Source organism: Streptomyces melanogenes (genome assembly GCF_014649795.1).
Classification (GTDB): Bacteria; Actinomycetota; Actinomycetes; order Streptomycetales; family Streptomycetaceae; genus Streptomyces; species Streptomyces noboritoensis.
The window spans coordinates 162,535-178,710 of sequence record NZ_BMTS01000014.1 but is presented as its reverse complement, the minus strand read 5'-3'; the positions used below and the strand labels follow the sequence as shown (position 1 = coordinate 178,710).

General features: G+C 61.3%; 21 protein-coding genes and 2 other RNA genes. 10 read left to right on the top strand and 13 right to left on the bottom strand.

Going from position 1 to position 16,176, the window contains the following annotated elements; translation table 11 throughout:
* Window positions 1-135: 135 nt before the first annotated feature.
* The 9 genes from IE252_RS28475 to IE252_RS28435 all read right to left on the bottom strand — a co-directional run bounded on the left by IE252_RS28475 (window position 136) and on the right by IE252_RS28435 (window position 6,435).
* The gene (locus IE252_RS28475) at window positions 136-537 is read right to left on the bottom strand and encodes an Lsr2 family DNA-binding protein (protein WP_190092283.1); all 402 of its coding nucleotides are present in this window, start codon (window positions 535-537) and stop codon (window positions 136-138) included.
* Window positions 538-635: 98 nt separating this feature from the next.
* Complete coding sequence (locus IE252_RS28470; RefSeq protein WP_190092282.1) at window positions 636-1,271, bottom strand: hypothetical protein; 636 nt, start codon at window positions 1,269-1,271, stop codon at window positions 636-638.
* A gap of 69 nt (window positions 1,272-1,340) precedes the next feature.
* Window positions 1,341-2,621 (bottom strand): DUF3987 domain-containing protein, encoded by a 1,281-nt coding sequence (locus IE252_RS28465; RefSeq protein WP_190092281.1) that lies wholly within the window; start codon window positions 2,619-2,621, stop codon window positions 1,341-1,343.
* A gap of 608 nt (window positions 2,622-3,229) precedes the next feature.
* Window positions 3,230-3,472, bottom strand: a complete 243-nt coding sequence (locus tag IE252_RS28460) for a hypothetical protein (RefSeq protein ID WP_190092280.1) — start codon at window positions 3,470-3,472, stop codon at window positions 3,230-3,232.
* Window positions 3,473-3,516: 44 nt separating this feature from the next.
* Window positions 3,517-3,999, bottom strand: coding sequence for a hypothetical protein (locus IE252_RS28455; protein ID WP_190092279.1), 483 nt, complete (start codon window positions 3,997-3,999; stop codon window positions 3,517-3,519).
* A gap of 108 nt (window positions 4,000-4,107) precedes the next feature.
* Window positions 4,108-4,758, bottom strand: coding sequence for a hypothetical protein (locus tag IE252_RS28450; RefSeq protein WP_190092278.1), 651 nt, complete (start codon window positions 4,756-4,758; stop codon window positions 4,108-4,110).
* A 122-nt stretch (window positions 4,759-4,880) separates the two neighbouring features.
* Window positions 4,881-5,354: a hypothetical protein gene (locus IE252_RS28445; protein WP_190092277.1), complete on the bottom strand. Its 474-nt coding sequence runs from the start codon at window positions 5,352-5,354 to the stop codon at window positions 4,881-4,883.
* 616 nt (window positions 5,355-5,970) lie between these two features.
* Window positions 5,971-6,037: hammerhead ribozyme type II (locus tag IE252_RS28440), an RNA gene on the bottom strand.
* Between the two features lie 310 nt (window positions 6,038-6,347).
* An RNA gene (locus IE252_RS28435) (hammerhead ribozyme type II) lies at window positions 6,348-6,435 on the bottom strand.
* Between the two features lie 1,563 nt (window positions 6,436-7,998).
* Here IE252_RS28435 and IE252_RS28430 point away from each other — a divergent pair.
* A complete protein-coding gene (locus tag IE252_RS28430; RefSeq protein WP_190092276.1) occupies window positions 7,999-8,535 on the top strand; it encodes a hypothetical protein in 537 nt (178 codons plus the stop codon).
* Between the two features lie 228 nt (window positions 8,536-8,763).
* Here the strand turns inward: IE252_RS28430 and IE252_RS28425 are convergent, their stop codons facing one another.
* From IE252_RS28425 to IE252_RS28415, 3 genes are all read right to left on the bottom strand, one after another.
* Entirely contained in the window at window positions 8,764-9,096 is a 333-nt protein-coding gene (locus tag IE252_RS28425; RefSeq protein WP_190092275.1) for a histone-like nucleoid-structuring protein Lsr2, read from the bottom strand.
* A 182-nt stretch (window positions 9,097-9,278) separates the two neighbouring features.
* A complete protein-coding gene (locus IE252_RS28420; RefSeq protein ID WP_190092274.1) occupies window positions 9,279-9,476 on the bottom strand; it encodes a DUF397 domain-containing protein in 198 nt (65 codons plus the stop codon).
* Window positions 9,469-10,293 (bottom strand): helix-turn-helix domain-containing protein, encoded by an 825-nt coding sequence (locus IE252_RS28415; RefSeq protein ID WP_190092273.1) that lies wholly within the window; start codon window positions 10,291-10,293, stop codon window positions 9,469-9,471. Before IE252_RS28415 ends, IE252_RS28420 begins: the two co-directional genes overlap by 8 nt.
* Window positions 10,294-10,439: 146 nt before the next feature.
* Between IE252_RS28415 and IE252_RS28410 the strand changes: the two genes are divergently transcribed.
* From IE252_RS28410 to IE252_RS28370, 9 genes are all read left to right on the top strand, one after another.
* Entirely contained in the window at window positions 10,440-10,625 is a 186-nt protein-coding gene (locus tag IE252_RS28410; protein WP_190092272.1) for a hypothetical protein, read from the top strand.
* Between the two features lie 206 nt (window positions 10,626-10,831).
* Complete coding sequence (locus tag IE252_RS28405) at window positions 10,832-11,056, top strand: hypothetical protein (RefSeq protein ID WP_190092271.1); 225 nt, start codon at window positions 10,832-10,834, stop codon at window positions 11,054-11,056.
* A 357-nt stretch (window positions 11,057-11,413) separates the two neighbouring features.
* The gene (locus IE252_RS28400; RefSeq protein ID WP_190092270.1) at window positions 11,414-11,731 is read left to right on the top strand and encodes a hypothetical protein; all 318 of its coding nucleotides are present in this window, start codon (window positions 11,414-11,416) and stop codon (window positions 11,729-11,731) included.
* A 280-nt stretch (window positions 11,732-12,011) separates the two neighbouring features.
* Entirely contained in the window at window positions 12,012-12,230 is a 219-nt protein-coding gene (locus IE252_RS28395; protein WP_190092269.1) for a hypothetical protein, read from the top strand.
* Window positions 12,214-12,744: a DUF6879 family protein gene (locus IE252_RS28390; protein ID WP_190092268.1), complete on the top strand. Its 531-nt coding sequence runs from the start codon at window positions 12,214-12,216 to the stop codon at window positions 12,742-12,744. Before IE252_RS28395 ends, IE252_RS28390 begins: the two co-directional genes overlap by 17 nt.
* Window positions 12,728-13,570 (top strand): helix-turn-helix domain-containing protein, encoded by an 843-nt coding sequence (locus IE252_RS28385; RefSeq protein ID WP_190092267.1) that lies wholly within the window; start codon window positions 12,728-12,730, stop codon window positions 13,568-13,570. Before IE252_RS28390 ends, IE252_RS28385 begins: the two co-directional genes overlap by 17 nt.
* Before the next feature lie 380 nt (window positions 13,571-13,950).
* Window positions 13,951-14,394: a UCP032817 domain-containing protein gene (locus IE252_RS28380; protein ID WP_190092266.1), complete on the top strand. Its 444-nt coding sequence runs from the start codon at window positions 13,951-13,953 to the stop codon at window positions 14,392-14,394.
* 68 nt (window positions 14,395-14,462) lie between these two features.
* Entirely contained in the window at window positions 14,463-14,903 is a 441-nt protein-coding gene (locus IE252_RS28375) for a hypothetical protein (protein WP_190092265.1), read from the top strand.
* Window positions 14,904-15,116: 213 nt separating this feature from the next.
* Complete coding sequence (locus tag IE252_RS28370) at window positions 15,117-15,464, top strand: hypothetical protein (RefSeq protein ID WP_190092264.1); 348 nt, start codon at window positions 15,117-15,119, stop codon at window positions 15,462-15,464.
* On the opposite strand, the gene IE252_RS28365 is transcribed toward IE252_RS28370, so the two are convergent.
* Window positions 15,406-16,176 carry a class II aldolase/adducin family protein gene (locus tag IE252_RS28365; RefSeq protein ID WP_190092263.1) on the bottom strand — a complete coding sequence of 257 codons (771 nt, stop codon included), beginning with the start codon at window positions 16,174-16,176 and terminating at the stop codon, window positions 15,406-15,408. The two genes, IE252_RS28370 and IE252_RS28365, sit on opposite strands and share 59 nt — an antisense overlap.

Here is a 16,176-nt window from a genome sequence, read left to right as displayed (position 1 = left end):
CCGGTCGTACATCTCCATACTTCGTATCCCCACGTTCCCATGGCCTGCCTCTCTTCTTGGCCGTCTCCGATAGGCGGCCACGACAAAGGGCGCGACCACCCCACTGGGTGACCGCGCCCCTATCGAGGCCGACTATTAGGCAGTCATCGTGTAGACACTCATATCCACGCCGGGATTCGAGGACTTGTAGGCTTCGATGATCCGGTCCGGGATCTTGCCTGTTTCCTTGCAGTCAAAGTTGTTCTCGTTGGCCCAGTGACGGATCTTCTTCAAAAGCCGGTCGCGTTCCGGGTTGCTCTTCCTCTTCGGCTTCACGGTCGGAGCCTGGGGCTTGGTCCGGTAGTAATCGATTTCGGCATGGGCCGCCGCAAGGGCGAGCAGCTCTCTGATCTTGTTTGCCGTCTCGCAGTGTGTGTCAAGGCTGAAGTGAGCGCCGTCGATTGAGAACGAGAAGCGTTCGTCAACGAACTGTTCTTCCAGGCCCTTGCCTGTCATGTCGTCCGTGTAGTCGATGACCTGACGCACGTTCCTAGCCATCTTCGTCTCCCTGTCCTTCTATCTGCTGCCGGAGTTTTCCGGCATGGTGCCCGCCGGGGATTTGCACCCCGGTTCACCCAAGCTAGGCGGGCTGATCACTAGGCCTTTACGGGTTCCGGCTTCTTCGCCGTACGTCGGCGGGCCGGGGTCTTCTTCTCAGGTTCCTCAATGAAGGGCAGTTCCGAAGTCACCTCTGCCTCTTCCTCTGCTGAGGGGACATCGTCTTCGGCAGGAGGCTCAGTAGCCTGCTCGTCCTGGCCGGGAACAAATTCGATGGCAGCCCTCAGCGCCGCGACCTTGTCGTTCCAGAAGGTGCGCCCGTGTTCGGACCTCGACCGCGATGCGATGTAGGTCCAGTTCTCCATTGCTTCCTCGGCATCCAAGAGGCCCATTTCGGCCTCTACGGCAGCCTTCTTTTCGGGGTCGACGACATATTCACTCTCGTCCTCCCAGTCGTCTTCCTCGTCGTCCGGCTCATCGCTGACGGCTGACGGGAGGCCTCCCTTTTCCACAGCATCGGTGCCGAGGTCAGGGTGAGCCCTTCGGTTCTCGACCTTGACTTCCTGCCGGATTCCCTCTGCGCAGTTGACGCAGTCGTCCCCGGGCTGGTAGTCACCGATCGGGAGTTCTTCCGCTCCCGCGAAGTCCGTCTTCGCGTTGTTGCGAACGAAGACACACAGGTCGTGATCCGTCAGCGACGAATGCACCTTGCCTGTCGGCGCCTTGTACAGCATGTGTTCTCCCTATTTCTTATACTGAATACCGCTACCCCTCGGCGGGGGTACGGTGTGACCACGGAGAGGTCAGGCGCTTTGAAGCGCCATCAGGAACGGGTTTACGGACCCGGCAGAGGGCATGGCTTTGCCCGGGGCCGGCCGCGGGAGCAGACCGGACTTGCCGATGAGCTGATACAGCTTCACCGGTCGCCCAGGGCCGTCCTTGATCTCGCGATGCATGATGAGACCGCGCTCCTCCATGCTCTGGAGGTCGTGAGCAAGTGCCCCCGAGGCCCGCTGCAAGACGGCTGAGCGCATCCCTCCGGGATGCCTGCCCAGCTCGGCCAGCACCCGGTCTTCCGGTGTCGCCTTCGCCTTTTTGCCAGGCCCGTCCTTCGTCAGGTCGAGGACGGTTCTCACGCTGTGCCGCACGAAGGTGACGGCGGCGTTCATGTGGGCCCGCGTAATACGGTCCGTGCCCTCCGACGTCGCGAGCAGAGCCGCAACACGCGTGGTCTGCTCGGCAGTTCGGGCAACGAAGTCCCCCTGATGTGCAGGCAGAGCCTTCAGAAGAACCCGCTCCCCCCGGCGCAATACCCAGTTGAGGTTGTCCGCGCTGGTCGTGAGCTGCATGACGTGTCGTTCGCTTGAGGCCCAGTCCCACGCGTCTATCAGGCGCGTGGTGTCCACAGGGGGAAGCTTGCGCTTCCGCAAAAGCGGCACGTCATCCAGGGCGATGGGCAGGATCCTGTTGAAGGACCCGCCCGCCGCGTCCGTGAAGCTGACGAACTTCCTCCAGTCGGAGGGCGTGATGTGCGTGTGGAAGACCACCCGCGCGTTACGCACTTCCTGGGGGACGTCGTTCTCGGACTTCTTCTTCGTCGTGTTCCGCAGAGTGGCACAGTCCCAGCAGTGCCGGATCTTGGACGTGAAAGACGAGTCCCGAGAGGTCCGTTCAAGGATCTCCCGCCACTCCTCCTCGATGACCAGGACCCGGGTGTCAGCAATTCCGTAGGCTTCCTCCGTCTTGACCATCTGCCTGTACACGTGGTCCACCAGGGCGGCACCAGATGTCAGGCCGGAGGTCTCCCGCAGCTCGATGTCACGGCCGATTGACTCGGCCATGATGTGTCGAGATGCCTCAAGCGACACGCCCTTACCTGTACCCGTGTCAGCCACGAGGGCCGTGGACACAAGGGGGCTACGCCGTCGGCCAGCATCCATGAAGACCCTGTTCCCGATGGCCATTGACCACATGGACAGGCATGCCGCATAGATGCCGACGGGATCCGTTTCCACATACGGAGCGATGCGCTTCACAGCATCACCGATGGGTCCGTAGAGTTCTACGTCCCGCGATCCGTTCATTGTTCCTCTCCGTCGATCACGGCGACCGAGCCGAATGCCTCCATGAAGAAGTCCCAGAAGACCTTTCCATGGCGTTGACACATTCCGGTCTCGGCCACGCTGCCGAAGGTCATGCTGAGCAGACCTACGGCAGCGGTAGTGGTTCCCTCCATTGCGCAGGGTCCACATCGCATGACCTTCTCCTTTTCTCTCTCTACTGCCTGAAGAAGGCAGCATTGTGCCCCGGCCGGTATTTGCAACCGGCCTGATCCACCTAGGGGGGCTGCGAGTATTTATCTAACTCGCGTGTACTTCACAGTTGCATCCGGGCTGGCCGGTGCAATAGAGCGGGGAGTATCCGTGCTTGGGCAGCACGATGTTCGCTCGGTACTTCACATTGCCGGAGAGCCACCACGTGACCCGCATGAGTCCGATGTCCCAATGATCTCCGGGCATTGCTGGGCAGGGGCCGCCGTCGAATGGCTTGTCCCTGATCCAGAACGTCACATCGCTTTGGGAGACGAGTGAGCCACGCCGGTCCATGTGAACCTGAACCGTGCAGTTCCACCCGAGATCTTCACTGAGTACGAGAGACCTGGGACTGATCTGCTGTGTACGCACCGATCCCCCTACTTCTCGAAGGTTCGCTGCGCGAAGTAGCGCGCATTTGATGTTGGGGGCAGAAATCCCACTTGCCGCCAATCGGACTCTCCGAACGGAATCACATCCGCCACGAAGAATCTCCGATCACTGTCGTAGGAGATCAGCATTCGTTCAGCCCACACACCCGAGGTGACGAGAAGGGCACCGAGGCCGATGAGCAGACGGTATTCAACCCGGCGCTCTTTCAGCTCTACCGCCATCTCGTTCAAGGGCTCAGCGGGATGGACATCACGACCGTGATATCGAACCCACATCAGTAACCCCCTTGATACTCGGACTTTTCCAGGCCCTCAATCACGGCCAGGCCGACCTTTCCGACAAATGTCGACGTGCCGTCCTCGCCCGGTGCGGCAATCATCAGGAAATCCGTGGTGATCTTGTTCCACGAGTCACCGTTCCTGCGCATCTCAAAAGCCTTCGGGGCGATAGCCGCAAGGGCCTCCTCTCGAAAGCTCAATGCGAAGGAATGCGTGATGGCACCCCTGGCCTCATACTTCTCAGTAACGGCCCTGGCCCCGCCTCTTGCAGTATTCAGGTCGAAAACTGCCGTTGCACCACACTCCGCACACGTGATGTCACGAGGGTGCGAGTCATTGACAGGCTTGGCCTTGATCACTGGTACCCCACATGCGGTGAGGTGGCCTGACCACGAGGCATGCGCCACACCCGGAGTCCTTTCGCTCCATGCGGTCTGCATGTGCTTGAGGTTGCCGAACCTTAAGTCGTCAGTGTTCATCCTTCTCCTTCTTCTCTCGCGTGACCTGGGCAGGCCACAGTGCCCCTATCCGGAATCGAACCGGTTCGCCTCCCCATGCGGGGTAGGGGCTGATTTAAATCAGTTGAATCAGAAAGGTGGGCCGTACAGATCGCCGCCAAAGATGGCTAGGCACAGAATCGCGTCCGCCTGAGCCGGATGCAGTTCCTCGTCAATGAACTGCGTGATCCGGTCCGCATCCAGCTGCATCAGGTCGATCAACTCGCCTGCGGCATAGCTGTCCTTGGGCATGAGGTAGTCGGCAGCACGCAGCATCGTGCGCACGTCGCCGGCATCGACAACCACCGGCCCGAGCTCGGCCTCCTGGTCCTCGTCGGGGTGACGCACCCACATACGGGCCTGCCAAACCTGTGGCCCCTGTAGGTGCTCCACCTCCACCCTGATCCGACCCCACTTGGCTGCCGTCTCCAGCACCCGCAGGAGATCGTCAGAGGTGATGCCCAGTCCGTGCCCATGACGGGCACGACGGTGCATGGACTCGTCGCCCCACAGGGCGTCGTACCGGTCCCAAGCGGATGGCGCACCAAAGAGGCTGTGCTTGTTGCACGTCGCCAGAGCCATGAATAGGTGCTCGGGCTCCGCCTCATGAGGTATCGGGAAATCGCATCGCGCGCACAGGTCCATGGTCTGGCCTGTGAAAACGCGGGTGGCGCGGATGCCTCCCTCGGGGTTCCATTGCAGACGGACATAACCAGCCTGCGGAACGTACCCGAATGCCACGTTTCGATATTCCATTGTTCTCCGATCTTTCTCTCGCAACCTTCTGGCTGCGGCGCCCCGGGCAGGAATCGAACCTGCACGTGTGCCAGTTCACCCATGGGTGATCCGGGGCTATTTCTACGTCACCACTGCTCCTCGCTGTGCCAAAGAACCGTGCGTTGGAACGGCTGGTCACCGACATAGCGACGCCGTTTCTCCGCACGTCGATAAGCTCGAACCGACCAATACACGTAGGCTGCCGTTTCCTGAACCCTGCGGTGCTGAACAGCACGTATCGCCTCCCGCCTATCGCGGAACAGATACGTTTGACTCACCGCCGAGTACTCGCCAGGCCAATACGCGAACACCTTGTAGCCATGACCACTTCCACGGCCCAGACGCCCAACGGTGAATCCATAAGTTCGATCACCGAAGTGATATAAGAACTCACCGATCCACTTACCCGAAACACAGTCGACCCGTCGGGCCTCCATCTTCGTGGCCGTCAGACGGGCACCGTGCTGCTTACGACGAATCGCCTCAGTACGACTGACTCCACTCCCGTAAAGCCGTTTGAGCACCAAATCACGGTAGGCAGCCATTGCAGAGTTAGCCATCAGCGGACTCCCCTTCATCTGTGCGCTCGATATAGAGTCGACTGTGAATCATGAGAGTCCTCTCACCTCGTTCAAGTATGAGATCAACGGGGAGCAGAGGCTCATCGCAATGAGTGCACCTGTATGGCCCCCAAACCGTTTCCTTGAACAGGCCAATATTGCAAGTGGCACAGATGACCGGGACACAAGACACGATTTTCTCCTTTCTCTTACGCCTGCCTCATCAACACGGGTAGGCGAACTCCCGTGGACGTCATTCCAGAGAAGACCCCCGGAATGACGTTTCGGCTATTTCTCGTGGACCATCGAGACTTCGACGCCCCGTCCCGTAACGGCGCTGAGAGCGTTAACAAGTTCAGTGATCCGGGTTACATAGTCAGACTGCCTACACCTGAGGGTGACGAAATGCACCGTCTCGTCAGTGTCGCTATCGAAGACATCAAGGACGTAGCTCTTCACTCGGTCCTCTTCTATCGACTGCTCAACTTCCGCCAAGACGTCCCGCGATCCGTGACACCGCCAGCACCCTGAACAGGGCGAATATTCTTGTTCGCCCGCCTCGACAAAGCCATCATTTGAATCGATGCTCCGAGTCATCACAGATCTCCTGTCTTCCAGCGGCCTGCCTCATCAGCGTGGGTAAGCCAATTCCCACGGACACCCCAAACTGGGGTGTTTCGGCATCGCTAATGGTTGACCCACTTGCCCTTCCACAAGATCTGTTCGGGCAGTTCCTCAGTTATGTAAGCCCGCTCGAACTCGCGAGCCTGATGGACTGCCACCTCAAAGGACTGGGCCCACAACCTGGAAGACACAACCAGCCCATCGCAACGCTTGACGACAGTTCGTATCTGCCCGCTATCCAGCACAATGACCGCGCGACTCTTCAGAACAGTCGACTTGCCAAGAGTGAACTCCTTTCGGCGTGTCACCTTCGCCAGAACCACGTATCCGTAATCCCAATCAATCATCGAAGGGTCACCTTCCCTTTCCTTCGGCCTGCCTCATCAGCGCGGGTAGGCCACCTCCCGCGGACACACCTCTCCCCTGGCCGGCTGCGAGGAAAGAGGGTGTTTCGGCTAGTACTCATAGGGCTCGTAGAACTCAGCGAGATATTCCATCGCCTGATCTCCAGTACTGCCCGGCGCAATAAAAGTGCAGGGCAGTTCCTTCGGGTAGCGGTCATCTAGACACGCGAGGCGTCCGTCTTCGCAGTCCCAGCAGTCCATCAACGTCCCCCTCAATCAAGGTGTGCACACTTAAGAAAGTGGCCAAAAAAATACCCACCACTCTCTCCGATTCGAGTTGCCCGGCAGGCCGCAAAGGCCTGCAAGGGCAGCGCCGAGGATAGGACTGGCATAAGAGGACTACCTAGGCAGGCAGACACCTCGACCTATCCTCCACGCTGCACCGAAGCGCAAAGAGAGAAAGAAAGAATTGGAGAAGTTCGCGGGATCGAAAACAGATGGGATCACGACACAAGGCCGTACCATTGACGCGCACTACGGTAGTCATCCCCAGGCAAGCCTATGGAGCTAGTCAGGGATACAAGTATCCCGTCTGCCGTATCGCCGCATCGCTAGTAAAGGTATCCACCCGCGAACAAGCAGTATTTAGTTCACAATGAACGCACGCTTCCTTTCGTTCAGCCACGATTTGATTGACCTTAACGAGCGCCTTTGTAAGCACGACTCAGGCTCTACACGTGACCTCCCTTCCGGGCGCCATACACGCTTCGAGAGAGGACCCCATGAGCCTTACGGCCCCGGTTTTCGCCTTTCCCTCTCGGCGATGTCTTAACTATAGCCCACTGTGCACACTTAAGAAAGTCCCTACGGGGAGAATCCCCAGCCCATTCTCCGACCGCCTGACGGCCTAGAATTGCAGCAATGACCTGTTGCTTTCGCGGTCGGAGTTTGCCCCTCAGTGGGGCACCTGGGGCCCATTCCGGTGCTACTCATATCAACACTTCCCGTGCTCGATCCGGCAGCCATGCCCACCATCAGCGATGGTCGGAATTTACACGGCGTTCGACTTAACTACTCAACCCGAGACCTTTAGGCTTACACCCTTAAGTCGCCTCACGCTTTAAATGCACACGCTTGGGCCATGAAGAATTAAATAGGTAGAAGGTTAGGTGGGGTAATGTTTTGCTACCTCAGTCGGAACCGCCAGCCGAGGCCCGTCCTCGCTCTACGTACGCATCTGGCGATCACCAGTGACGAGATATTTACTCAACTCGCCGACCGACCTTACTGATCTAGCACTCCCATCTGGTTTCGCAATCTTGAGGCGGCCCCGGTTGGATACAAGTGCAGCCACCGCGTGATCATCGAGAGTTGTGTGAACTCCTGAAGATCGTGCGGTGGCCGCAGGCCATAGCGTTGCCCCTGCCTGACCAACGTCACACGTTGCCCACGTGTCCCATCCAAACCCGGAGTCCGACCAACACCAGGAACAATTCACCCGGCACTGCCATGCGCTCCCATAAGACCTCGCGCGCTCTACCAAGGGCCGACCATCACGGGTTTACTGGCACCCCGTCAACCAGGCTCAACAGCCCGAGGCATGCGAGGAATGCATGAGCACTCCATCCACCCTCTTACCGTTCGGCCGACGCGGTCGATACGTTACAGCAGCTGCGTTGATCGCGGCCGCAGTCAGCACATCAATGCTTCTGCATCCGGCTCCTGCGGTCGCCGGCCAGACAGGCATACAGAAATGCCTGAATGGACGTCAACCTGATGTGTCTGTTCCCTTCACCCAGCTAGGTGGAGGGAACGACGGCTTTCCTGGAGGCCCCAACCCGCCGAACGGGATTTTCCCTGGGAATGCCCTGCATGTGGTGGTGAACGAGTCCGCGAAGGTCTCGATCTCCAACTGGAACACCGAGTTTTACGGCATCGACGGCAAGAACGAGGCAGCGACCTCTGGCTACCCCTTCCCCGGCTGGAAGAAGTATGCGAATTTCTTCCGGATGAACAACAATCCGGGCGGCTGGGTGGCTAGCGGAAACGACTCCAATCCCTGGAACCCCCACTTCCTCCGGGAACTCAACATCGAGCGGTGCTGGGCCGCTCCCGCGCTTCCGGTGCGCATGGGGGTAGGAATGAATGACGACAACATCGGAGACAACTCCGGTTCCTGGCGGTGGACACTTCAGATCTGGCGCAATGACTGACAGTCACTGGCCCTGAATGGGTGACGTCCTCGTGTGGCTGGCGTCGGGGGTCGTAGGGATGCTTGCCCAGCTTGACGGCAGTCGGCTGCTTGCACGCATCACACGGTGCACCTTGGCCTTCGATGGCTCCCTGACGCTCCCGCTCCGAGTGCTCACGACCCTCGGAGTACTGGCCTGAGACGCAAGAAGGCCCCCATTGCTGGGGGCCTTCTTTATGATGCGCCGTGTTCAGTTGGCCTTCTCGAAGGCCTCACGAATGTCGGCCGGCACTCGACCGCGGTCATTCACCTTGTACCCCTGCGCCTTGGCCCAGGCCCGGATTTCTGCAGTGTCCTTGTTGCCGCCAGCGTGGCGGGAAGGGGCGGACTTTGCACGGTTGCCACGGACGCGTCGGCCAGCCTTGAGGAAGGGACCCACGGCCTCCATGAGCTTGTCGTAGCTGTCGGGGCCAAGGTCGACCTCGTAAGCCACCCCGTCAATGACGAGCTGGTGTGTGGTGGCCTCGGCGGACTCTTCGCCCGTGAGGTCATCTGTGTAGATGGTTACGATCTTCTGTGCCATGCAGGGGATTCTATGGGGCGGTGCCGCTTTGGGCACCCGTGATCCTCGCCCCTCAGGCCATCTCCGCTTGCTGCCGTTTCGTCGACCGAAGTAGATCCTTGCCTCGGGACCCAGCCGCTTCAGGAACTGAGAAGCCCCGCCGCTCCGGAGGGGGTGGAGTGGCGGGGCTCGCTCAGGCTGGGCTAGCGGTCTTGCTTGGCGTACGCCACCAGACCGGCGAAGGCGCCGGGCGAGAGGCTGAGTATCGGGCCGGTGGCGTTCTTGCTGTCGCGGACTGGGACGACGCCATGGGCAGACGCGTACTCCGGCGCCCACTCAAGGCACTGGCCACCGTCCGGCCCGCTGTACGACGACTTGACCCAGTCGTATTGGTTACTCATCGCGTCTGTACTCCTTGCAGATATCCATGATGCGGGCTGTCGAGCGGGCTACGCCCAGGGCTTCGGCCTGAAGCTGGCTGTAGGTGTCCGTTGCGGCGCTGACGATCTCCGCGTTGTCGTACGGACGTCCCCCCTGAACTCCCTCGGCGTAAGCCACGGTAGGGCCCTTCGTGAAGGTCAGCAATGTGAAGGCGGCCCCGGTCGGCGGTGGCCCTGCATCGAAGGGAAACAGTTGAAGGGTGATGTTCGGCGCCCCGGCCTCGTGCACTAGATGCTCAAGCTGCCGTGCCATAACTGCCGCATCACCTACCACGGTTCGTAGTGCCGCTTCGTGAACGATGACCCAGAGGTGAGGCGGCACTTCACGCTTCATGACTTCGCGACGGCGTAACCGCGAGGCAACACGGCCCTCCAAGGAGTCCGCGCTTTCCCGGGGGTCGGCACGCAGCACTGCACGGGCGTACTCCTCTGTCTGAAGCATCCCCATCACGTACATCGGGGAGTAGTCCGAGATCCGCCATGCTCGGCGCTCCATCTCCAAGTAGGTGGCGACCCATCTTGGGTAGGCCCCCTCAAGCAGCCGTTCGCGCTGGTTCGTGAAGACGTCTCCCAGAGCAAACGCCCGGTCGCACCCCTGGACAAACTTGGCGCTGGGCAGGACATGCCCGTTCTCAACCTTGCTCACGTAGCCCTCTGAGTAGCCCGTCGCTTGCCCAAGCCCCTTCAAGGTCATGCGGCGGGCTTCCCTGACTTGCTTGATGTCCCGCCCCAGGCTCGCGGCCGGATTCAAGTTGCCTGAAGGTGCGGCGTTACTCATGTCGCTGACCTCCCGCTTCCGTGTTGGATCAAGTGCCCCTGAATGAAAGGAACTTGAACAAGCTGGTTCAAGCAGTCCGAGTGTAGAGCCGTGGGTGTTGCGTTGGTCACGCAAAGCACTTCTAGCGGAAGGCGCGGCACCCGACCATGACCAGCGACCCCATCAGCACCGCCAGAACCTCCCCCTCGTGGGACGACGTGGCCGAGCTGATCACGCTCATACGGACGGTCGGCCCGTGGGTGCTTGTCGGCTGGCGCCCGCGCGGCGGATTCGCCCACCGGGACGAGGTTGACCTTCGAGCCGTTGAGGCCGGACTCCGGCGGAAGCTGTGAGCGCCCGTCAGCCGGTTCGGCAGCACCTGACCCTGATCACGGTCGGCGCCACCGTCTACGACACGGCTACAGGCCGCACGGGGCGCGTGATGGATGTCGACTGGCCGCCGCGCGTCGTGCTCCAACCGCTCAAAGGGGGCACGGAGCGGTGGGCGCACCGGAACACCCTCCGCCCCCACACTCACCACACCAAGGGGAACTGACCCATGCCTATGGACATGCAGAAGTGGCGGGACAGCAACGCCACCGCCAACGACGCCGCCAACGTGTTCCGCAGCCTCCTGCACATGGTTGGTGCTCCGGACCGGACGATCAACAGCGTTCGGGGCGCCGCCAGCCACACGGGTGAGTCACTGGTGTACGTCGGCCACCTGCCCGCCGACGTGGTGGAACGTCTGGGCGAGCGGATCGGGCTGAAGGTGGCGCCGTGAGGGGGTTACTCACCCGGCTGAGGTACCACGCCGAAGACGCCTTCCTTGATGGCGGACTGATCCTGTTCGTCGTGGTCACGAACGCTGTCACAGCAACTGTGTTGCTGGCGCGCTTCGGCCAGCTCTAGAAACTTCCGCCCTCTCCCGCAGGAGCCCTGATCCACGTGCACGGGGGCAGCCGTGGGGAAGGGCGGAGCACCACCCCCGCGCCATGCTCTCCGCACTGCGGCGCGGTATGGCCCGACCCTATGGCGCCCATCCTTCCGGCGCTGTCGGGCCAGCACCGGGCCCCGGCCGTAGCCCATCCCCACGGCACGGCCGGGGTCCGGTGTTCCAACGCCGAAGGGAGTGCAAGGCATGTCAGACCCGCATTACTTCGATGATGATGAACGGACCGCCGCGTCCCTAGCCGCAAGTCGCTTCGTTGAAGCCCTGCAACAGCTAGGCGTTGAAGAGCTGGACAACCTGGATCTCGAAGCCCCTTGCGGTCGGTTCTGTCCAACCCGGGAAGCTCGCGTATCCCTAGGTAGCTACCTGCCGGCAGATCTCATGGAAGCCGCCCGGAAGCTCGAGGCCGCGGCCAAGCGCTTGAGTCCACCAGTTGAAGATGAGGGCGCTGAGCGCCGTGGCGAACAAGGTGTTGCGCACCTCGACGGTGGCTCGCTCGCCACCTGACAACCACACAGCTCCTGTCTCCATCACCAGGTTCCGTCAGTGACCAAGGCCTCCGCACTTGGCGGTGACGGGTAACAGCGTCCGCCCCGGCAGCAGGCTCGTCGAATCGGCACGGCGGAGCCTGGGGCCAGGACCAAAGATCATCGCCCGCGCCGGGGCGGGCTCCTGCCCGGCTTTATTCGGGTACGGAAATATCTCCGTGTTCGCATAGACGACCATCCACGCGCCGCATACGGTCTTCCACGACGGCCAACAGGGCGCACTCAGCAGGGGGTTCAGCATGGCTCGTGAGAAACTGACCCGCTTGACCGGCAACGGCAACGGCAACGGCAACGGCGAGTGCAACCAGAACGACTGCCCCAACCTGTACCGGACCGCAAGCGGCTCCATCGTCGTACAGGGCGACGTGTCCAACGCCTTCACTCCGCCCCAGGGTGAGGCCCTGGTGGAGATCCCCCAGGCAGTGCTGAAGGAGGCTGTACGTGCTCTTGGATGGTGATGCGTGGGACGACAAGTTCCAGCAGTTCAGAGTCGAAGCCTGGCGCCTTGAGACCCTGCCGCAGTACCGGGTGTCGCGGGAGCGTGACGAGCTTCGAGACTTCCGCGCTGGCAAGCGAATCGACCCGCTGACCTTCAACGACGCGTACATGGATGACTTGAGGCGTGTACGCCGAGAAGGAAAGATGAAGGGCCGCGTTCACGTGCTGACCCGCCCGCTCTCGGAGTACTTGGAATACGAGTTCATGTACTACGAGCCGCATGTCCGAGCAGGCGAGGACATTCGCATCATGGACGTAACCGACCGGACGAATCCACTAGCCGGCGTCCAGGACTTCTGGATGTTCGACAAGTCGGAGGTAGTCCTCATGCACTACGCAGAAGAAGATGGGTTGCAGATAGGTCGCGAGGTATTCGAAGGGGACGTGGCTCCGTTCGTCGAGTACCAACGCATCGCACTCGCGGAGTCCGTGCCCTTCAAGGAGTACGTGAAGGGCATTGACCTTCGAGGCTGATGAGCTAGGCAAGTCCAGGGTTGACCTAGCCGCGACACTGAAGACATTGCGCGGGCAGGCTGGCAAGACACAGGCCTGGCTCGCCAGGCGCTGCAACATGTCTCAGTCCAAGGTGAGTAACATTGAGAGCGGGAAACTCACGCCGGGCTTGGTCGACGTTGAACTCATACTTCGTGCCCTCGACGCTCCACCCGAGTGGGTGGAGCAGGTCGAGGCCCTTGCTCGTACCGCAAACACGGAGTGGCAAGACGTTTGGGCCCAGCGTCGCACCGGTCTGGAACGCAAGCAGAACGAGCTTGCAGGATTCGAGCGATCCTCTTCCGAGTTCCGGTACTTCATGCTCTCCCTGGTAACAGGACTCTTGGCCACACCTGAATATGTGAGGGCAAGCCTGGCTAGCGTCCCTGGTGACCATTCCAAGGCGATCGGAAGGAAGCTGGAGCGGCAAGCTGTCCTCATGGATCCTTCAAAGAGGTTCACTTTTATTCTCACAGAGCAGGCTGTGAGGTGGCCCTACCTCACAGCTTCCGCTATGGCCATGCAAGTCGACCGCCTGGTTTCCGTCAGTCGCCTACCGAATGTACGCCTTGGAGTAGTCCCTCTTGAGGGCTACATGCCTAATGCTCCTCTCAATACCTTCACCGTTTACGACAGTCGCATCGCAACCGTCGAAACATCGACGGGCGCCATGATCTTCCGAGACTACCGAGATGTTTCCGCATACCTCAAAGAATTCACCCTGTACGAGGGCTATGCCCTATTTGGGGGCCGCGCAAGGGACCAGCTCACCGAATGGTCTGAGCGATTTATGAGACAACGGAAATAAGGTAGCGAGCACCTCACGCATTCGGAATCATCAAGCTATGCCGACCGACTCTCACCCCAGGCAACCGTCGTCTCCGCAGGGCTGGCGGATGGAACCCATCCCAAGTCGACCGCCACACAGAGACGATGACGGATCGATACGCGTTCCCGTCTGGCTATCGAGGGATGGACGGCATGTCGCAGATACGGAAATGGTCTTGCTTCCCTACGAGGCCGAGCTACTTGCCGATCGCTTGACCGCGGCACTGGGAAGTGGGGCCCGGTCCGTCCTTCATGAACTGATGCAGACCCCAGCCGCCGCGCTTGGTCCTGGCGTGGCCCTGGTCTGGAAGGACGACCCCAGCCAGATCTGAGTCTCGGTGAAACCGTGAGGAGATCACAGTGACAGTCGCTCTGGAACGACCCGTTCGGCTTCGGCACGGGCGGGAACTGGTCACCCCCGAGGACTTCAATCGCCTGTCAGCGTTCTGCGCCGACGAGTATGGGCTTGAAGGGTGTGTGGCCGAGCAGGTTATGGACCAGGCTCTCGCGCTGGTCTACACGATGGGCATCACCAAGGCCGGCGATGTGATGGCGCCGTCCGCGAAGGTCGATCCGGGGTGGCACACGCTCATCCTGCACACCGAGTTCTACTCGCAGTGGTGCATGGAGAGCTTCGGCTACTTCCTGAACCACGCCCCGAACTCCAAGGTCCGTACCCACGGTCTGATGACCGACGTCGCCAGCCGTATCAAGGCTCAGGGGTTCGAAGTCATCGATCGGCTGTGGCTCAACCCGGCTGACTGCAACGCCCCCACCTGTTGCGGCGACGGACCGTGCTGCTAGGTCGCTGATAGCCGGGGTCCGAACCGTACAGGTGGTTCGGGCCCCGGCTTTTGTCTGAAGGGACTCCAATGTCAGCTCCCGCCCTGCACAAGGGGATGGGCCGTGTCACGGTCTTCAGTATGTTCGGGCCGGTCTTCGGCTTTGCCTCTCTGCACGAGGACGGGAAGCAGCTTGCGTACGTAGGGCCGCTCACTCCTGGCGTGTCCTGGGAGGCTCTCTGGGTCATGGCGTCGAAGTGCAACAGGATCGGCGCTAGCGACCACGTCAGAGCACAGTGGATCGTCACGCAGGCAACGAGATCGTTCATCATGCACGCCGACTTGGTCGTCCAGCTCGACGCAGCCGAATGGTGGATGACGGGTCATCGCAGGCTGGTGGAGAGCCTTTCGGGCTGGTGCAACCAAGATGTCCTCGTGACAGGGTGCATGCGAGTACCTGAACTCACTGACGAGCAGATCGCCCTGAAGCCCACCTTCTACCCGCACTACTACGAAGGCAACCCGACCTAGCAACTCGCCTCTGAGGCGAACCGGGAATGGGATCCACCATTCATTCCTGGCGCCGATGCCAGAACGGGACGTTGCCGTCCGCCTCCTGGCGCCCCGACTTTACTGATCTTTCTATGCCGCCTTACGCACGGGCCTTCTCGTCGCAGCCCGGTCATGCCATCGTGGCGTGACTGACTGTCAGATCATGCATTGGGCGAGTGGGAGGTCACTGACGTGGCGCAGGACTGGACAGCGGTCTACCTCGCGCATCGGGAGACGTACGCTGCGTTCTTGACTGCTGTCGATGCCGAAGCGCGTGTCGCATGGCGTCGGGGGCGCGGTGAGTACGAAGACGAGCAGCAGGCGCTTGCGGCTGTCGATGCAGCGTTCACGAAAACGCAGGCCTCCTTCAACATGATTGATCTTGATGCGGTGGGGGCGGCACCAGCGGCCTCAGCGCTTGTTGAGTGGATCCGGGCCATGCATGAGGCCAGCAACGAGACGGCTGACGCTTGGGAAGAGTTCATGCAGCGGCGCAGGGCGTTCGTGGAGGCAGCGCGCGAGGATCTGAGGGTCCGCTGAGGGAACATGCCGAAGGCCCCGCCGTAGCGGGGCCTTCACGGTTGCTGTCAGTCGTTGGTCTCGATGCCGAGGGTGCGGGCGAGCTCTCGTAGCTGCTCGTCTGGGATGCGCGGCGCTCGTGCCACCTGGTCAGCGATCCACTGTTCCAAGACGTCGTCCATCGTCGACTCCTTCCGAGGCCGCAGGCTTCTGACCTGCGGAAACCTGTGCTACTTTCAGCACATGGGGCGTGGTCCTCGAAGAAGGCGCACGCCTCCTGGGTGTACGGCTCGATCAGATCGCCGAGCGCCGCCAGCGCCCTCCCGTGCACCGAGTGGGTGTGCGCCACCGCGACCACCTCGGGGCGGGCCCGGTGCACCTGGGCGTGGACCGCGAACGCCGCCTGGTTGACGTGGTAGCGGCCCTCGACGACCTGGCCCTCCCCGTTGACCATGACCAGCTCGCCCGCGGTGACCCGCGCGAACGGCACGCCGAAGGGGTTCACCCAGTAGCAGTCCTCGAACTCCGGGTCGCGCGCGCTGATGTGCCCGGAGACCCCCTCCTCGCAGCCGTACCGCGCGAACAGCCGCAACGCCCCCGCCAGCCGCTCCTTGCGGTGCTGCCGCTCCTCGGCCGGGGTCGCGTGGACGGGCGGCAGGGCGAAGTGGAGCCGGTCGACGGGTATGGGGGCGGGGGCGGGCCGTTGCCCGGGCGGCTGCGGGTTCTCGGTCAT

Bases quoted from the DNA above. Each gene is read 5' to 3' on its own strand.
- IE252_RS28410 (WP_190092272.1), top strand. From the start codon at position 10,440: ATGACCAGCGACCCCATCAGCACCGCCAGAACCTCCCCCTCGTGGGAC.
- IE252_RS28455 (WP_190092279.1), bottom strand. From the start codon at position 3,999: ATGAACACTGACGACTTAAGGTTCGGCAACCTCAAGCACATGCAGACC.
- IE252_RS28425 (WP_190092275.1), bottom strand. From the start codon at position 9,096: ATGGCACAGAAGATCGTAACCATCTACACAGATGACCTCACGGGCGAA.
- IE252_RS28395 (WP_190092269.1), top strand. From the start codon at position 12,012: ATGGCTCGTGAGAAACTGACCCGCTTGACCGGCAACGGCAACGGCAAC.
- IE252_RS28445 (WP_190092277.1), bottom strand. From the start codon at position 5,354: ATGGCTAACTCTGCAATGGCTGCCTACCGTGATTTGGTGCTCAAACGG.
- IE252_RS28465 (WP_190092281.1), bottom strand. From the start codon at position 2,621: ATGAACGGATCGCGGGACGTAGAACTCTACGGACCCATCGGTGATGCT.
- IE252_RS28405 (WP_190092271.1), top strand. From the start codon at position 10,832: ATGCCTATGGACATGCAGAAGTGGCGGGACAGCAACGCCACCGCCAAC.
- IE252_RS28470 (WP_190092282.1), bottom strand. From the start codon at position 1,271: ATGCTGTACAAGGCGCCGACAGGCAAGGTGCATTCGTCGCTGACGGAT.
- IE252_RS28375 (WP_190092265.1), top strand. From the start codon at position 14,463: ATGTCAGCTCCCGCCCTGCACAAGGGGATGGGCCGTGTCACGGTCTTC.
- IE252_RS28475 (WP_190092283.1), bottom strand. From the start codon at position 537: ATGGCTAGGAACGTGCGTCAGGTCATCGACTACACGGACGACATGACA.
- IE252_RS28420 (WP_190092274.1), bottom strand. From the start codon at position 9,476: ATGAGTAACCAATACGACTGGGTCAAGTCGTCGTACAGCGGGCCGGAC.
- IE252_RS28400 (WP_190092270.1), top strand. From the start codon at position 11,414: ATGTCAGACCCGCATTACTTCGATGATGATGAACGGACCGCCGCGTCC.
- IE252_RS28415 (WP_190092273.1), bottom strand. From the start codon at position 10,293: ATGAGTAACGCCGCACCTTCAGGCAACTTGAATCCGGCCGCGAGCCTG.
- IE252_RS28365 (WP_190092263.1), bottom strand. From the start codon at position 16,176: ATGACCGAGAACCCGCAGCCGCCCGGGCAACGGCCCGCCCCCGCCCCC.